At 72.8% G+C, this 15745-nt stretch carries 11 protein-coding genes; 7 read left to right on the top strand and 4 right to left on the bottom strand.

What is annotated here, in order from left to right; genetic code table 11:
• Complete coding sequence (locus AB0C73_RS06580; protein WP_362525349.1) at nucleotides 1-1338, bottom strand: hypothetical protein; 1338 nt, start codon at nucleotides 1336-1338, stop codon at nucleotides 1-3.
• 61 nt (nucleotides 1339-1399) lie between these two features.
• Here AB0C73_RS06580 and AB0C73_RS06575 point away from each other — a divergent pair, with 61 nt between their 5' ends.
• Nucleotides 1400-2026 (top strand): LysE family translocator, encoded by a 627-nt coding sequence (locus AB0C73_RS06575; RefSeq protein WP_362525347.1) that lies wholly within the window; start codon nucleotides 1400-1402, stop codon nucleotides 2024-2026.
• Nucleotides 2027-2044: 18 nt separating this feature from the next.
• Here AB0C73_RS06575 and AB0C73_RS06570 read toward each other — a convergent pair whose 3' ends face one another.
• Both AB0C73_RS06570 and AB0C73_RS06565 read right to left on the bottom strand, forming a co-directional pair.
• Nucleotides 2045-4489 (bottom strand): discoidin domain-containing protein, encoded by a 2445-nt coding sequence (locus AB0C73_RS06570; protein ID WP_362525345.1) that lies wholly within the window; start codon nucleotides 4487-4489, stop codon nucleotides 2045-2047.
• A gap of 165 nt (nucleotides 4490-4654) precedes the next feature.
• Nucleotides 4655-5683 (bottom strand): LacI family DNA-binding transcriptional regulator, encoded by a 1029-nt coding sequence (locus AB0C73_RS06565; RefSeq protein ID WP_362525343.1) that lies wholly within the window; start codon nucleotides 5681-5683, stop codon nucleotides 4655-4657.
• A 224-nt stretch (nucleotides 5684-5907) separates the two neighbouring features.
• Here AB0C73_RS06565 and AB0C73_RS06560 point away from each other — a divergent pair, with 224 nt between their 5' ends.
• The 6 genes from AB0C73_RS06560 (at nucleotide 5908) to AB0C73_RS06535 (ending at nucleotide 14454) form a co-directional block, all read left to right on the top strand.
• The gene (locus AB0C73_RS06560) at nucleotides 5908-7215 is read left to right on the top strand and encodes an extracellular solute-binding protein (protein ID WP_362525340.1); all 1308 of its coding nucleotides are present in this window, start codon (nucleotides 5908-5910) and stop codon (nucleotides 7213-7215) included.
• Between the two features lie 50 nt (nucleotides 7216-7265).
• Nucleotides 7266-8138, top strand: a complete 873-nt coding sequence (locus tag AB0C73_RS06555; RefSeq protein WP_362525338.1) for a sugar ABC transporter permease — start codon at nucleotides 7266-7268, stop codon at nucleotides 8136-8138.
• Nucleotides 8139-8142: 4 nt separating this feature from the next.
• A complete protein-coding gene (locus AB0C73_RS06550) occupies nucleotides 8143-8985 on the top strand; it encodes a carbohydrate ABC transporter permease (protein ID WP_362525336.1) in 843 nt (280 codons plus the stop codon).
• A gap of 89 nt (nucleotides 8986-9074) precedes the next feature.
• On the top strand, nucleotides 9075-10445 hold the full coding sequence (locus AB0C73_RS06545) for a glycosyl hydrolase (protein ID WP_362525335.1): 1371 nt from the start codon (nucleotides 9075-9077) through the stop codon (nucleotides 10443-10445).
• 57 nt (nucleotides 10446-10502) lie between these two features.
• On the top strand, nucleotides 10503-13568 hold the full coding sequence (locus tag AB0C73_RS06540; protein ID WP_362525333.1) for a glycoside hydrolase family 38 C-terminal domain-containing protein: 3066 nt from the start codon (nucleotides 10503-10505) through the stop codon (nucleotides 13566-13568).
• A 91-nt stretch (nucleotides 13569-13659) separates the two neighbouring features.
• Nucleotides 13660-14454, top strand: coding sequence for a maleylpyruvate isomerase family mycothiol-dependent enzyme (locus AB0C73_RS06535; protein ID WP_362525330.1), 795 nt, complete (start codon nucleotides 13660-13662; stop codon nucleotides 14452-14454).
• Nucleotides 14455-14656: 202 nt separating this feature from the next.
• Here the strand turns inward: AB0C73_RS06535 and AB0C73_RS06530 are convergent, their stop codons facing one another.
• On the bottom strand, nucleotides 14657-15598 hold the full coding sequence (locus AB0C73_RS06530; protein WP_362525327.1) for a ketopantoate reductase family protein: 942 nt from the start codon (nucleotides 15596-15598) through the stop codon (nucleotides 14657-14659).
• Nucleotides 15599-15745: the final 147 nt, after the last annotated feature.

Below are 15745 nucleotides of genomic sequence, written 5' to 3'. Positions count from 1 at the left end.
TCACGGGTGCGAGAACACGCACGCCATCCGGGTGTCCGGGTTGCTGCTCATGCCGACGATCGCCCCGCCGTCCGCCCGGTTCGCGCGGGCGTGCGCGCCCGCGTAGCCGTGCGAGGTGAGGAAGAAGCCGAGCGCCGCGATCCAGTCGTCGGCGCGGCCGGTCGCCGGATCGACGACCGGCTCGGGGCGCGGGACCACCCGTTCCTGGGCCAGACAGCCGCGCTCGGCGGCCACGGCGAGCGCCGTCCGCCACTCGGTGTCGGTGCACTCCCAGCCGACGAAGGTGTCCAGACCGCCGTGGCCGCCGCCCGGCTTGAGGATCAGCTGCTCGCGCCGCTCCCGGCACTCGTCGAGCAGTGCCGCCGGGGCCGCGCCGCCCAGCGGACGGCTCCATGGCAGGACACGGTCCGCCAACGCCCGCTCCGCCGCGTCGAACGCACCCGCCCACCGCGGGTCGGAGAGCAGTCCGAGCGCGTTCTTGTGCGCGTACAAACCGCTCTCCAGAGACGTGAACAGCACGGTCCGGCCCGCGTCATGGGCCCGGAACAGCTGCTCGGCCGCCGCCATGCCCGCCGGGTCGTCCAGCAGCTGGCTCGCCCCGAAGGTGCGCAGCACCAGATCGAGCGGGGCGCCGCCCAGGGACAGCCTGCCGTCCGGACGGGTGCGCAGCTCGCCGATCTCGCCGATCCGCAGGTCGAGGCCCTGCGCCGCCATCGTCTCCTGGAAGGCGCGCATCAGGGTGCCGTACGCGCCGACCGCGCCGTTGCCCTCGATCAGCCCGATCACCGGCTCGGCCGCGCCGCCCGCGAGCGCGGTCCGGGCCCGCTCGCGCAGATCGGCGGCGAGCAGCGCGGCCGTGTCCACGTGCGCCAGACCGTGCGCGGCGGCGAAGTCCGCGAAGGCGCCGACCTTCAGGAGAGCGTCGTTGCACACGGCCATGTCCATGCCCCCGACCTCGCTGCCGAGGTTGAACTCCAGAAGGCGGTAGCCGGTGCCGTCGTGGTACGCGTCGGCGCGCCCCAGCTTCGCCGGGCGCCCCTCGGCGGACCGCCGCAGCAGCGCGGCATGCCGCGGATCGAGCCCGAGCTCCTTCGCGTACCGCTCGGCGTCGCCGTCGAAGAGCCGCTCGGGGAGGGAGACGAGGAGTTCGAAGAGTCCCTCCAAGTCCTTTGCGAAGGCGTGCAGTTCGGCTTCATGCACGAACCACGGGCGCGGCAGCAGGTGCCGCCGCCAGGCCGTGTCGAATGCGGGCGGCAGCTGGGCGCGCGCGACCGCGTCCCGCAGCTCCTCGTTCCCCTGTCGGCAGATGTCGGCGTACGTGCGGCTCAGCAGCGTCATGCGGCCCAGTCGAACACGCCCGGTCCCCGGGGAACAGAGGCCCGGATGGCACACTCGGCCCATGCTGTACGAATTCCTCGCCGCGGCGGGCGTCCTCGCCCTCCTCACGATGGTGCCCGGACCCGACATGGCGGTCGTGACCCGGCGGGCGGTCGCCGCCGGCTGGCGCGACGGACTGCTGACCGTCGCCGGGATCACCACCGGACTCCTCGTCTGGGGCGTGCTGTCGGTGGCCGGGCTCGCCGCCGTCCTGGCCGCGTCGGCCACCGCGTACACCGTCGTGAAACTGGTCGGAGCCGTGTATCTGGTCGTCCTCGGCGTCCAGGCCCTGCGCGCCGCCCGCCGTGGCGCGCACACGGACGCGACGGCGCAGGCCGCGCTGCCGGCACCGTCCGGGAACCCGTGGCGCACCGGCCTGGTGAACAACGTGCTCAACCCGAAGATCGCCGTCTTCTACACCGGCCTGCTCCCGACGCTCGCGCCGCACGGACTCTCCCCGCACACCGGGATGACCCTCCTGGTGCTCGTCCACGCGGCGCTGACCGTCCTCTGGCTCGGCGGCTATGTGCTGCTCCTCGCCAGGGCCCGGGCGTTTTTCGCCCGGGCCGCCGTACGCCGCGGCATGGAGCGGATCACCGGCGTCGTCCTGATCGGCTTCGGGGTGAAGGTCGCCACGGCGCAGCCGTGACGCCCCCGGACCCGGTCGTCACGACCCCCAGGCCTCGAACTCGTAGATCCGGGCCGCCGGATCCGTGGTCTGCGTCGGCCTGGTGACCACAAGGCGCACGTAACGGGCGGTGAGCGCCACTGGATGGGTCGTGGTCGCCGCCGCGTTGCCCGCGACGGTCACCGCCGTGGTCCACGCGGCCGTGGTGCTGTCGCGGACCTCCACCCGGAAGTCCCGGGTGTTCCAGCTCGCGCTCTCGCCGCCCGCCGCCGCGTGCCTGACCACGAAGCGCGTGAGCGCGCGCGGCGAACCGAGGTCCACCTCAAGCCACTTGTCGGACGTGAGGGTGCACCACTTGTCGGTGGTGCCGCCGGACACACTGCCGTTGACCGCCTTCGCCGCACCCTCCGAGGAGTTGCACTGGCCGGAGGCCGTCGCGGGCCGGTTCAGTGCCAGATTCGCCTCGGTCGTCGCCGACCAGGTGACCGTGGTGCTCATGGCGGGGGAGCGGCCCCACTCGGTGGACACCGCCTCGACGTCGAGCGTCGTCGACGTCTCCGTACCGGCCCGGTCGAGCTTCGGCACGAAGTACGTGTCGTTGGGCGTGGCGCCCAGGAAGGTGCGGCTGCCGTCCGCGTTGCGCCGGTACACCTCGTAGTGGTGCACGTCCCCGGCGGCCGACGCCGCCCACGCGATCCGCAGCGACTTGCTGCCCGTACCGGTGTCGGTGCTGCCGAGCACGGTCGGCGCGCCCGGGGCCGCCGGGGCGTCCACCGCCCCGTCGTACACGCCGAGTTGGCCGACCTTGATGTCGTACGAGGCGGCCGTCCCCGCCGTCTGCAGGCCGAGCTGTGCGATCGTGCGCCCGGCGTACGGGGAGAGGTCGAGGGTCCTGCGCTCCCAGCCGGCCGTCGTGGTGGCGCCGAGGTCGAGCGTGGTGAAGGTGGTGGGGGAGTCGGCGAAGGAGACGGCTGCCTTCAGGCGCGTCGGTCCCGCCGCCGGGGTCTTCAGGACCACCGAAAGCTTCGTGTCGGCGGCGACCGGAAGGCGTGTCTGGTAGAGCCGTACGGTGTTCACGGCGTCCAGCGGTCCGGTCAGACGCAGCGCGGAGCCGCCCTCGTAGGCGTCGGTGAAGTCATAGGAGGCCTTGACCTTCGTCCCCGCGGACTGCACCAGCCAGCGGTAGGTGGGCGGCACGTCCTGGAGGGAGAGGTTGTTCCAGCCGGCGGACGAGACGCGTACGCCGCCTGAGTGGTAGAAGTCGCCCTGGCCGGCGTCGAAGGAGGTCACGAAGGGCTTGGCGGTGACCGGCGACGACTCGGCGACGTAGTTCGCGAGGCCCTTCCAACTCGATGTCGTCGCCGTGTCGGAGGGATCGCCGTTGGCGCCGTCCCAGTAGCGGGCCTCGCGGGCGTACGAATCGGCCCGGTCCGTCGAGGAGTTGTGGGTCCACTCGGGGCGGTAGAGGCCGAGCGAGGTGGTGTGCGGCTGCCCGGCCGGGAACACGGCGCTCCACGGCACGCCGGTGTTGTAGCCGTTGGCCTCGGTGTCGACGCCCGCGAACAGCTCGTACTCGCTGCGCCCGAGGGAACGGGCGAGCGTACGGGAGGAGTCGAGCGCGGAGGCCCCCCAGCCGAAGTCGAGGAACATCGAGTCGCTGGTGCGCTGCGAACCCTCCTGCAGGAAGGCGTCGTTGGCGCTGGTGAGCGCGTCCTGCCAGCTGATCGCGCCGGACTCGGTCATCGCGTCGTACCACATGAACTCGACCGGGCCGAGGGTGCGGGCGTAACGCATGCTGTTGCGCAGCTCGGTGGCGAGGGTGGCGTCGCCACCGGCCGTCTCCTGGTTGATGAACCAGCCGTCGAAGCCGTAGTACTGCGCCACCTGGGCGAGTTTGTCGGCGACGGGGTACCGGCTGCCGGACTTCTGCACGAAGTCGCGCACCCACTGGATCTGGCCGCCGTAGGCGGTGGGCGGGAAGAACACCGTGCCGTAGACCTTCGCGCCGTTGCGGTGGGCGGCGTCGATCACGGTGGGATTGGGGGCCAGGATCAGCCCCTCACCGGCCGAACCGCCCCAGAAGACCAGCTTGTCGATGTACTGCCAGTGCCCGAAGGCGTAGTAGCGCGGGTCGAGCGAGCCCTGGGAGGGATTGTTCGAGGTGGGCGCGAAGGACACCAGCGACACGACCTCGCCCTCGCCGGCCCGGGCGTTGGCGTTCGCCTTCAGGGCGGGGTCGGAGACGCGCGGCGTGAGGGGCACGCGCGAGCGGTTGAAGCGCGCGTCGGGGTCGGTGGCCGGGTCCCAGGTCAGGATCGAGTTCGGGTACCAGTAGGAGGCGTACGGCTGGTCGCCGGTGGCGGCGGCAGTGGCGACAACGTTGTCAGGCTTCGGTGCGGACGCCGAGGCGCTGGGGGGTGTGGCGGCGAGGCCGAGGAGGGCCGCGGACAGGGCGGCGGCGAGCAGGAGGGGAAGTCGTCTCATCGGAGCTCCGGTCCAGCAGGAGGGGGGAAAGGGCTGGTGGTGCCGGTGGCGCGATGGTGCGAGGGGCGGTACGGGGGAGGTGAGCGTATGTGTACGAGGAAGGCGGTCGGCCGCCCGGTCCGGGAGGCTAAACCCCTTTAGCGGAAGGGTCAAGAGGGCCGGCCGTCATACGCCGGCGGGCGCCGCGGTGCTCTCGCGCACCGTGAGGCGCGGTGTCGGGTTCTTGACGTCGCGTCCCGCGGCCGGATCGTCGACCACGGCGAGCAGGGCCGTCGCGACCTGCTCGCCGAGCGCGAACGTGTCACGGGAGAGCGCCGTGAGCGCCGGGTGCACGATCCGGGCGAGCGCGGAGTCGTCGAAGGAGACCAGGGACAGCTCGCCCGGCACCCGTACGCCCATCTCGGCCGCGACCCCGAGCCCGGCGACCGCCATCACGTCGCTGTCGTACACGATCGCCGTCGGCCGCTGCCCGGCCGGCCGGGCGAGCAGGGTGCGGGTGGCCGCGGCGCCCTCCGCGTCGCTGAAGTCGGTCGGTACGGAGACGGCGTCGGCCAGGCCGAGACGGCGCGCCGCGTCCCGTACCGCACGGATCCGGCGCTGGGTGTGCTGGAAGGAGGGCAGCCCGGCGAGATGGGCGATCCGGCGGTGGCCGAGCGCCGCCAGGTACTCGACGATCGAGGTCATCGCCGCGCGGTCGTCGGCCCAGACGGAGGGAAGGGCGCCGTGCCTGCCCGGCCCGCCGAGCACCACCGTGGGCACGCCGAGTTCTTCGAGGACCGGGATGCGCGGGTCGCGCACCTGGAGGTCGACCAGGACGAAGCCGTCCACCCGGTGCTCGGAGGTCCACCGGCGGTAGACCTCGATCTCGGCCGCGGTGTCCTCGACGACGAGCAGCTGGAGCGCGGTGCCGCGGGTGGACAGCGCGGCCTGGAGGCCGGAGAGCAGCTGGCCGAAGAAGGGTTCGAGCCCGATGGTGCGCGCGGGCCGGGCGAGCACCAGGCCGACCGCCCCGGCGCGGGCCCCGCCGAGCGCGCGGGCGGCGCTGTGCGGGCGCCAGTTCATCCGCTCGGCGACCCGCAGGATCCGGTCCCGGGTGGCCTCGCTGACCCCCGGGCGCCCGTTGAGCGCGAAGGAGACCGCGCCCTTGGAGACTCCGGCCTCCCTGGCGATGTCGGCGATGGTCGGTCTGGCCACCGGACGCCCCTCCCTGCTCCGTTCCCGGCGGCCGTCTCCGGACGGCCGATTCCGCACGGTCCCTTGACACCGGAGTCTAGCCACGAGCATAGTCCCGCATCGCTAGACCGGTTTAGTAGCTGAGTGCCGAGCACCGAGCACCGAGCACCGAGCAAGCCGAGCGTCAGAGACACCGAGCAAGGCCCGCGCACACCCCCGCGACGTCCGAGCAAGGAGACACCCTCGTGCGACACATTCGGAGAAGCCCACTGGCCCGCTGGACCGCCACTGCCACCGCCGCCGCCCTCGCGGCCCTGACCCTCGCCGGCTGCGGCCTGGGCGACACCGGGGACTCCGGCGCCCCCGGCCCGGTCTCCACCGGCGGCGAGGTCAAGGGCAAGGTCTCGCTCCAGACCTGGGCGCTCAAGCCGAAGTTCACCGCCTACATGGACAAGGTGATCGACGGCTTCGAGAAGAAGTACCCGGGCGTGCGGGTCGAGTGGCTGGACCAGCCGGGCGAGGGCTATTCGGAGAAGGTGCTCAGCCAGGCCGCCGGCGGCACCCTGCCCGATGTCGTCAACCTGCCCCCGGACTTCGCCCTCCCCCTCGTCAGGCAGAACCTCCTGCTCGACGTCGGCGCGTCCGACAAGGCCGTCGCCCAGGACTACGTCAAGGGCGGCCTCGACGCGTACCGTTTCCCCGGCCACGACGGCACCTACGGATACCCCTGGTACCTCAACACCGACGTCAACTACTGGAACGGCGAGCTGTTCACGAAGTACGGCCTCGACCCGAAGAAGCCGCCGGCCTCGCTCGACGAGCTCGTCGAGGCCGCCCGTACGGTCAAGGAGAAGTCCGGCGGCCAGACCTATCTGATGAGCCGCAAGCCCAACCTCATCGATCTCGCCAACGCCGGTGTGCCGATCATCTCCGCGGACGGCACCCACTTCACCTTCAACACCCCCGAAGCGGCCGCCGTCCTCGACACCTACCGGACCGCCTTCAAGGACGGCCTGCTGCCCCAGGACGTGCTCACCGAGACGTACGCCGGCAACACCAGACTGTTCAGCTCCGCCACCGCCGCCTGGACCACCGCCGGCGCGAACTACATCACCAGCCTCGCCGTCGACAACCCGACCCTCGCCCCCAAGGTGGTCTCCTCGCCGGCCATGGGCACCCCGCCGCTGTACGTCCAGGGCGTGTCCATCCCGAAGAGCACCAAGAACCCGACCGCGGCCCTCGCCCTCGCCCGCTGGGTGACCAACGCCGAGAACCAGGCCGCCTTCGCCCACGAGACCAGCATCTTCCCGTCCACCACCGCCTCCGCCGCCGACCCCTTCTTCGCGCAGAGCGACGGCAGCAACGCCGGCGACGCCAAGGTCACCGCCTTCCGCTCGCTCGCCACCGCCCGGGTGCTCGAACCCGTCCAGGCCAACGACGCGATCAAGACCCTGATCAACCAGCAGATCGCGCTCGCCATCAGCGGCCGGACCGGATCGAGGGAAGCGCTCGACACGGCGGTCGCCCGCGCAGACCAGCTCCTCAAGGACTGAGGCGAGGGAGAGCGGGACCGAGACGGACACAAAGGGGGAAACGGATCGCCATGACCCACCGACGCTGGTTCACGCCCTGGCTGCTGGCCGGCCCCGCGCTGCTCTGGCTCGCCGTGTTCAACCTGTGGCCGGCCGTCAACACCGTGATCCTGTCCTTCACCAACGCCAGACCCCTCGGCGGAGGACACTTCACCGGCCTGGCGAACTACCGGCGGGCCCTCGACGACGCCCAGCTGACGGACGCCCTGATGAACAGCGTCGTCTACCTTCTGATCTGCCTGCCCCTGCTCACCCTGCTGCCGCTGCTCGTCGCGCTCCTGGTGGAGAAGAGACTGCCCGGCATCACCTTCTTCCGCACCGCGTTCTACACCCCCGTCGTCGCCTCCGCCGTCGTCGTCGGCATCATCTGGGGCTGGGTGCTCGACGACCGCGGCCTGCTCAACGGCCTGCTCCAGCAGCTCGGCCTCGCCGACCGGCCCGTCTCCTTCCTCACCGACCGCTGGCTGCTGCTGTTCAGCGCCATCGCCCTCACGGTGTGGAAGGGACTCGGCTACTACATGGTCATCTACCTGTCCGCGCTCGGGAACGTCGGCCGCGAGCTGCACGAGGCCGCCGCCGCGGACGGTGCCTCCGCCGCCCGCCGCTTCTGGCACGTCACCCTGCCCGGCGTCCGCCCCGCGATGCTGCTGGTCTCCGTTCTCATCTCGGTCAACGCGCTGCGCGTCTTCTCCGAGCTGTACGTGCTGTCCAACGGCACCGGCGGACCGGGCGGGCGCGACATGTCCGTCGTCATGCTCATCCAGATGTACAGCCGCGGCTTCACCGGACACATCGGCTACGCCTCCGCCCTCAGCATCCTGCTCTTCGTCCTCACCGTCGGGCCGATGCTCGTGCTCGCCCGGCTCGACCGGAAGGGGGCCTGACGGCATGGCAGCCCCGGGCCGCGCCCCGACCGCCGCCGAGAAGGCGGTCCGCTATCCGCTCCTCCTGCTCGTCCTGCTGCTCACCGTCGGGCCCTTCCTGTGGCAGCTGTCCACCTCGCTCAAGGGACCCGGCGAGGACGTCTACTCCCGCACCCCCGGTTTCCTGCCCGACGCCCCGACCCTGGCGAACTACGCCCGGGTCGCCGACACCATCCCGGTGTGGACCTACGCCGCCAACTCGCTGATCGTGGCGGCCATCATGGTCCTCGGGAACGTGGTCGGCGCCACCTGCGCCGGCTACGCGCTCGCCCGGCTGCGCTTCCGCGGCGCCCGCCTCGCACTCGGCCTGTTCCTCGCCACACTCGTCCTGCCCGGCGAGGTCACCCTCGTCTCCCAGTACGTGACCGTGCGCAGCCTCGGTCTCACCGACACCCTTCTCGGCGTCGCCCTGCCCGGGGCCGTCGCCATGCTCAACGTGCTCCTCATGTACACGGCCTTCCGGTCCGTGCCGCCCGAGCTCGACGCCGCCGCCCTCGTCGACGGGGCCAACGCCTGGCAACGGCTCGTGCACGTGGCTCTGCCCAACGTACGGGGCATGCTGAGCGTCGTCGTCATCTTCACCTTCATCGCGGCCTGGGACGACTTCCTGTGGCCGCTGATCGTGCTCAACGACCCCGGCCGCTACACCCTCACGGTCGGCCTGCAGTACCTCGACGGCACGTTCACCGCCAACCCGCGCCTCATCGCCGCCGGCACCATGATCGCCTTCCTGCCGATCGTGGCCGTCTTCGCGGCGCTCCAGCGCTTCTTCTTCAAGGGGGTCGAGGAGGGCGCGCTCAAGGGCTGACCGCACAAGGGCCGACCGCTCAAGGGCTGACCGTTCAAGGGCCGACCGACGCCATCGTTCGCCGTCTCACGAAGGACACCGCACCGCAGATGACGCACCCTCCTTCCGACGCCCCGCGCTTCGGCGTGAACTACACGCCCAGCCAGGGCTGGTTCCACCACTGGCTCGACTTCGACCTCGACGCCGTCCGCTCCGACCTGGACTCGATCGCCGCCCTCGGCCTCGACCACGTCCGGGTCTTCCCGCTGTGGCCGCTCTTCCAGCCCAACCGCACCCTGATCCGGCCCCGGGCCGTCGAGCAGCTCGCCGCGCTCGTCGACGCCGCCGCCGAACGCGGCCTCGACGTCGCTGTCGACGGCCTCCAGGGCCATCTGTCCAGTTTCGACTTCCTGCCCGCCTGGACCCGCACCTGGCACCGGCGCAACCTCTTCACCGACCCGGACGTCCTCGACGGCCAGGCCGCCTATCTGCGCACCCTCGCGGCCGCCCTCGCCGACCACCCCAACTTCCTGGGCATGACCCTCGGGAACGAGATCGACCAGTTCTCCGGCGACCCCCACCCCGACCCCGACCGGATCACCCCCCACCAGGCCGAGAGCTGGCTGCTCCGCATGCTCGCCGCCTGCGAGGACGGCGCCCCCGGCCGGCTGCATCTGCACGCCGCCTACGACGCCGCCTGGTACCGGGACGCCCATCCCTTCACCCCGGCCCACGCCGCCCGCATCGGCGCGGCCACCGCCGTCCACTCCTGGGTGTTCAACGGCACCGCCCAGCGTTACGGCCCCGAGTCGGTCGCGGCCGGCCGGCACGCCGCGTATCTGATCGAGCTGTCCAAGGCCTGGGCCGAGGACCCCCGCCGTCCCGTCTGGCTCCAGGAGGTCGGCGCCCCCGCCCCGCACATCCCCGCCGGGCGCGCGGCCGAATTCACCCGGACGACCGTCGCCGCCGCGCTCGACTGCCCCGATCTGTGGGGTATCACGTGGTGGTGCTCCCACGACGTCGACCGCTCGCTCGCCGACTTCCCCGAACTGGAATACAGCCTGGGCCTGTTGACCAACGACCGGCAGGTCAAACCGGCCGGCCGGGCACTCGCCGAGGCCGTCGCCGAAGCCCGTACGAGCCCGGTCCGGCCCGCGCCGAGGAGCACCGCGCTCGTCGTGGACCTCCCGGAGGAGGTGACCGAGCGCTCGTCCTGCGGGCCCGGCGGCGCGTACTTCGAGGCCTTCATGCGTCTCGCCGCGGACGGGGCCCGCCCGGCCGTCGTCCTCGCGGCCCGCGCCGACGACCCCGCGTACCTGGCCGCCCGCGGCATCACCGAGCTGGTCACACCCGATGCGCTGGTCACGCCCGATGAGGCGGCCGCACCGGACCGCCTCGGCACCGCCGAAAGACCGGCGACGCCGCCCACGCCGCCCGTGCCGGGTACGCCGTACGACCCCGGCACCGGCCAGCGCGGCTGACCCCGCCCGTACCCGCGTCCATACTCCCGCCCCGCCCCTGCCCCTGGAGCGCTCCGCATGCATGACGACCGCAGCCTCGTCGAGTCCCGGCTCAAGCGGGTCCTCGAAGAACGCATCCGCCCCGCCGTCCACCCCGTCTCCGTGCCCCTCACCGCGGGCATCTGGACCGCCCCCGGCGAACCGGTCCCGGTCGCCGAGGGCCTCGCCGCGCCCCGTACCCCCATCGCCGCCGGTGACGCCTGGGGCGCGCCCTGGTCGACCAGCTGGCTCACCGTCACCGGCACCGTCCCCGCGGAGTGGGCCGGGCGCACCGTCGAGGCGCTGATCGACCTGGGCTTCGACGCCAACATGCCCGGCTTCCAGTGCGAGGGCCTGGTCTACCGCCCCGACGGCAGCCCGGTGAAGGGCCTGCATCCGCGCAATCAGTGGGTGAGGATCGCCGCCCCGGCGGCCGGCGGCGAGGAGGTCGTCCTGCATGTCGAGGCCGCCGCCAACCCGGTGATCCTCGACTACCACCCCTTCCTGCCCACGGAGCTGGGCGAGAAGGAGACCGCCGGTGACCGGCCGCGGTACCGCCTCGCCCGGCTCGACCTCGCCGTCTTCGACGAGACCGTGTGGGAACTCGTCATGGACCTGGAGGTGCTCGGCGAGCTGATGGCCGAGCTGCCCGTCGAGGGCGCCCGCCGCTGGGACATCCTGCGCGCCGTCGAGCGTGCCCTCGACGCCGTCGACCTCCAGGACGTGGGCGGCACCGCCGCCGCGGCCCGCGCCGAGCTGGCCGGCGTCCTCGCCTCGCCCGCCGAGCCCTCCGCCCACCGCATCAGCGCCGTCGGCCACGCCCACATCGACTCCGCCTGGCTCTGGCCGCTGCGCGAGACCGTGCGCAAGGTGGCCCGCACCACCGCCAACATGACCGCGCTCCTGGAGGACCAGCCCGACTTCGTCTACACGATGTCCCAGGCCCAGCAGTACGCCTGGATCAAGGAGCACCGGCCCGAGGTGTACGCCCGGGTCAAGAAGGCGGTCGCCGAGGGCCGCTTCGTCCCGGCCGGCGGCATGTGGGTCGAGTCCGACACCAACATGCCGTCGTCCGAGGCGATGGCCCGTCAGTTCGTGCACGGCAAGCGCTTCTTCCTCGACGAGTTCGGCGTCGAGAACCACGAGGCCTGGCTGCCCGACACCTTCGGCTTCGCCGGCGGACTCCCGCAGATCATCCGGCAGGCCGGCTCCACGTGGCTGCTCACCCAGAAGATCTCCTGGAGCCAGGTCAACTCCTTCCCGCACCACACCTTCTGGTGGGAGGGCATCGACGGCACCCGGATCTTCACCCACTTCCCGCCCGTCGACACCTACAACTGCTCGATGAAGGGCGGGGAGATCGCCCACGCCGTCCGCAACTTCAAGGACAAGGGGCGCGCCCGGCACTCCCTGGCCCCCACCGGCTGGGGCGACGGAGGCGGCGGCACCACGCGCGAGATGATCGCCAAGGCGGCCCGGATGCGCGATCTGGAGGGCTCCGCCACCGTACGCTGGGAGCGGCCCGCGGAGTTCTTCGCCAAGGCCCAGGCGGAGTATCCCGAACCCCCGGTGTGGGTGGGGGAGTTGTACCTGGAACTGCACCGGGCGACCCTCACCAGCCAGGCCCGCACCAAGCAGGGCAACCGGGCGAGCGAGAACCTGCTGCGGGAGGCCGAGCTGTGGGCCGCCACCGCCGCCGTACGAGCAGGACTCCCTTACCCGTACGCGGAGTTGGACCGCCTCTGGAAGACGGTGCTGCTCCACCAGTTCCACGACATCCTGCCCGGCTCCTCCATCGCCTGGGTGCACCGCGAGGCGGAGCGCATGTACGCGGCCGTCGCCGAGGAGCTCACCGGGATCATCGACCGGGCCCAGCGGGCCCTGGCGGGGGAGGGAGACGCGGACGTGGTCTTCAACTCCGCCCCGCACGCCCGCGGCGGCGTCCCCGCCGGCGGTGCCCGCCCCGCCGGCGCACCGGCCACCACCCCCGGGCGCGGCTGCACCGCCGTCCCGCGCCCCGAGGGCGGCCACGTCCTCGACAACGGACTGCTCCGGGTCGCCGTCGACGCCCGCGGCCTCGTCGTCTCCCTCGTCGACCTCGACTCGGGCCGCGAGACCATCGCCCCCGGCACCGCCGCCAATCTGCTCCAGCTCCACCCCGACTTCCCCAACATGTGGGACGCCTGGGACGTCGACCGCTTCTACCGCAACACCGTCACCGACCTCACCGAAGCCGACGAACTGACCCTGATTCAGGACGACTTGGGTGCGGCGGCGGCCGTCCGCGTCAGCCGCTCCTTCGGGTCCTCCACCGCCGTCCAGACCCTCACCCTCCGTGCGGGAGAGAAGCGCCTCGACCTCGACACCGAGGTCGACTGGCACGAGACCGAGAAGTTCCTCAAGGCCGCCTTCCCCCTCGACCTGCACACCGAGCGCTACGCCGCCGAGACCCAGTTCGGGCACCTCCACCGGCCCACCCACACCAACACCAGCTGGGAGGCGGCCAAGTTCGAGGCCTGCAACCACCGTTTCGTGCACTTCGAGGAGCCCGGCTGGGGCGTCGCCCTCGTCACCGCCTCGACGTACGGGCACGACGTCACCCGTAGCGTACGGCCGGAGGACCGCGGCACGACCACCACCGTCCGGGCCTCCCTGCTCCGCGCGCCCCGCTTCCCCGACCCTCACACCGACCAGGGCGTGCACCGCTTCCGGCACGCCCTCGTGCCGGGCGCGGGCATCGGCGACGCCGTCCGCGAAGGCCACCGGATCAACCAGCCCGAGCGCCGGGTCCCCGGCGCCGCCGCGGCCGAGGTGGCGCCGCTGGTGAGCGTGGGCGACGAGGCCGTGGTCCTGAGCGCCGTGAAGCTCGCCGACGACGGCAGCGGCGATGTCGTCGTACGGCTCTACGAGTCGCGCGGCGCCCGCGCCCGTACCCGGCTCACCGCCGGCTTCCCGCTCGCCGGCGCCACGTCCTGCGACCTCCTCGAACGCCCCTGGCCCGGCGAGGAGGGAGAGACCGGGACCGACGGCGACGAGGTGCTCATCGCCCTGCGCCCCTTCCAGCTCCTCACCCTGCGGCTCGCCCGGGTCGTGAGCCGATCGTGACCGGGACGGGCGGCCCCGGGCCCTGGGCAGCGGTCGGGGCCGCCCCCTACTCTTGCGCCACTGATCAGCAGGGCGTGAGAGGGGGCGGGAGATGACGGTGCTGCCGGACGGGCTCGCGGAGGCGATACGCGGCACGGCCCGTGACATCGCGGAGGTCGTACGGGCCGCCCCCGACACTTCCGGGCCCGTGCCCCGCTCCATCTGGACCTTCGGCGAGGCCGCCGCCCATCTCGGGCAGGCCAACGAGCTGATGGCCGATCTCGCCGCCGGCCGGCCCCGCCCGTACGGCGACGGCACGCCGCAGAGCCTCGCCGCCGCCAACGAGCAGGCCCTGGCCGCCTTCCCCGAACGGGCGGCGGGACCGCTCGCCGACCTCGTCCACGACCAGGCGCTCGCCTTCCTCGACGCCGTCGAACAGGGCGACCCCGTCGAACTCCTCGACACCCCGCTCGGCCCCCTCGACCGGCCGACCCTCGGCTCCTATCTGCTGACCCACATGCTCGGCCACGGCTATGACCTGGCCCGCGCGCTGGGCCGCCCCCACATGCTGGACCGCACCCGCGTCGAGCTGACGCTCCCCTTCCTGCTCGCCGCGATGCCCCGGGTCACCGCGCCCGACGCCGTCGCCGGACTCACCGCCCGCTACCGGGTACGACTCTGGGGCGGCGCCCGGTTCGGCGTGACGGTCGCCGACGGCCGGGTGACCACCGGTCCGGACAGTGCCGACCGCCCCGACTGCACCGTCCTGACCGAGCCGGTCGCCTTCCTCCTCATGGCCCTCGGCCGGATCGACCCGCGCCCGGTCATGGCCACCGGCCGGGCCCTGGCCTGGGGCCGCAAGCCCTGGCTGGGCCCGCGTTTCCCCGGCCTCTTCGTGGCGCCCTAGGGCGTGTGTCGAAAGTCCCGTCTGCCGGGAGGCGCCCTGCACGCACGCTCGCCGCGTTGTCAGTCGTCGGCGCAGCACGCTGCGCTCTCCTCCCTCCGCCTTGCGACCTTCCCCTCGGCCCTGGCGGGCCTGGGGAGGCCCCATGCACCGGACGCCTCCCGGCCCGCCCTGCGGGCGGACGACGCTACTTTCGACACACGCCCTAGCGCGACGTGGCCACGCGCGCCTGGTGCACCCGCAGATGCAGCGTCGCCAGGTCCATCAGCGGCGTCGGCACGCCCAGGCGGCGGGCGCGGGCCACCAGGTCGCCGAAGAGGTGCTCGACCTCGGTGGGCGCGCCGGAGACGAGGTCGCGGTAGAGCGAGGGCACCATCGGCGAGCCGGCGGCCGTCACCACGTCGAGGGTGGTCTTCCGCTCGCCCTCCGGCACGGGGTGCCCGGCGGCCGCCGCCACCGCGGACGCCTCGTCGAGCAGCGCCGTCGCCAGCTCCGTACCGCCGGGGACCGCGTTGATCTCGCCGACGGTGCCGCGCATCAGGCTGGTCAGGGCGCCGATCGTGGTGATGAACACCCACTTGTGCCACATCGCCGTCACCGCGTTCTCCGGCACCCGCGCGTCGATGCCCGCGCCGGCGAGCACCGCGCGGACCGCCTCCACCCGGGGTGTCGCCGAGCCGCCGTCCTGCTCGCCCAGGATCAGCTGCGCGAGGGGCGCGAGGCGGAGGATGTCGCCGGTCGTCTCGTCGAGCGTGGTGACCACCTTCGTCACCGCGGCGAGCACCCGGTCCGCGCCGAACCGCTCGTTCAGGGCCTCCAGATGCGCGAGACCGTTGAGCTGCGGCACGATCACGGTGTCCGGGCCGACGGCCGGCGCGAGGTCCTCGGCCGCCCGCGCGAGTCCGGTCGCCTTCACCGAGAGCAGGACCAGGTCGTACGGGACGGGCGCGGCGGCCAGCTCGTCGGCCGTGACGAGCCCCGGGTCGACCCGCCACTCCTCGTCCCGGCCCACGACGCGCAGTCCGCGCTCGCGCAGCGCCGCGGCCCGCGCGGGCCGGACGAGGAAGGTGACGTCCTGTCCGGACCGGGCGAGCATCGTCCCGAAGTAGCCACCGGTGGCACCGGCGCCGACGACCAGGATCTTCATGGTGGTTCAGCCTCTCTTGGTGATAGCGGTACGGGGGAGGGCGGGGTGGGCGGCCGGTGCGGGCGGTCGAGGGCCGAGGCCTGCCGCCCCGCGCCGTACGGAAGCGGTCACCGCAGGGACGGCGCTCAGCGGGCGCCCCGCCGGCCG

This window comes from Streptomyces sp. NPDC048623, assembly GCF_040650755.1.
Taxonomy (GTDB): Bacteria; Actinomycetota; Actinomycetes; order Streptomycetales; family Streptomycetaceae; genus Streptomyces.
This window is presented reverse-complemented; position numbering and strand designations above follow the sequence as displayed.

Bases quoted from the DNA above. Each gene is read 5' to 3' on its own strand.
- AB0C73_RS06580 (WP_362525349.1), bottom strand. From the start codon at position 1,338: ATGACGCTGCTGAGCCGCACGTACGCCGACATCTGCCGACAGGGGAAC.
- AB0C73_RS06550 (WP_362525336.1), top strand. From the start codon at position 8,143: ATGGCAGCCCCGGGCCGCGCCCCGACCGCCGCCGAGAAGGCGGTCCGC.
- AB0C73_RS06545 (WP_362525335.1), top strand. From the start codon at position 9,075: ATGACGCACCCTCCTTCCGACGCCCCGCGCTTCGGCGTGAACTACACG.
- AB0C73_RS06540 (WP_362525333.1), top strand. From the start codon at position 10,503: ATGCATGACGACCGCAGCCTCGTCGAGTCCCGGCTCAAGCGGGTCCTC.
- AB0C73_RS06530 (WP_362525327.1), bottom strand. From the start codon at position 15,598: ATGAAGATCCTGGTCGTCGGCGCCGGTGCCACCGGTGGCTACTTCGGG.
- AB0C73_RS06570 (WP_362525345.1), bottom strand. From the start codon at position 4,489: ATGAGACGACTTCCCCTCCTGCTCGCCGCCGCCCTGTCCGCGGCCCTC.
- AB0C73_RS06535 (WP_362525330.1), top strand. From the start codon at position 13,660: ATGACGGTGCTGCCGGACGGGCTCGCGGAGGCGATACGCGGCACGGCC.
- AB0C73_RS06575 (WP_362525347.1), top strand. From the start codon at position 1,400: ATGCTGTACGAATTCCTCGCCGCGGCGGGCGTCCTCGCCCTCCTCACG.
- AB0C73_RS06555 (WP_362525338.1), top strand. From the start codon at position 7,266: ATGACCCACCGACGCTGGTTCACGCCCTGGCTGCTGGCCGGCCCCGCG.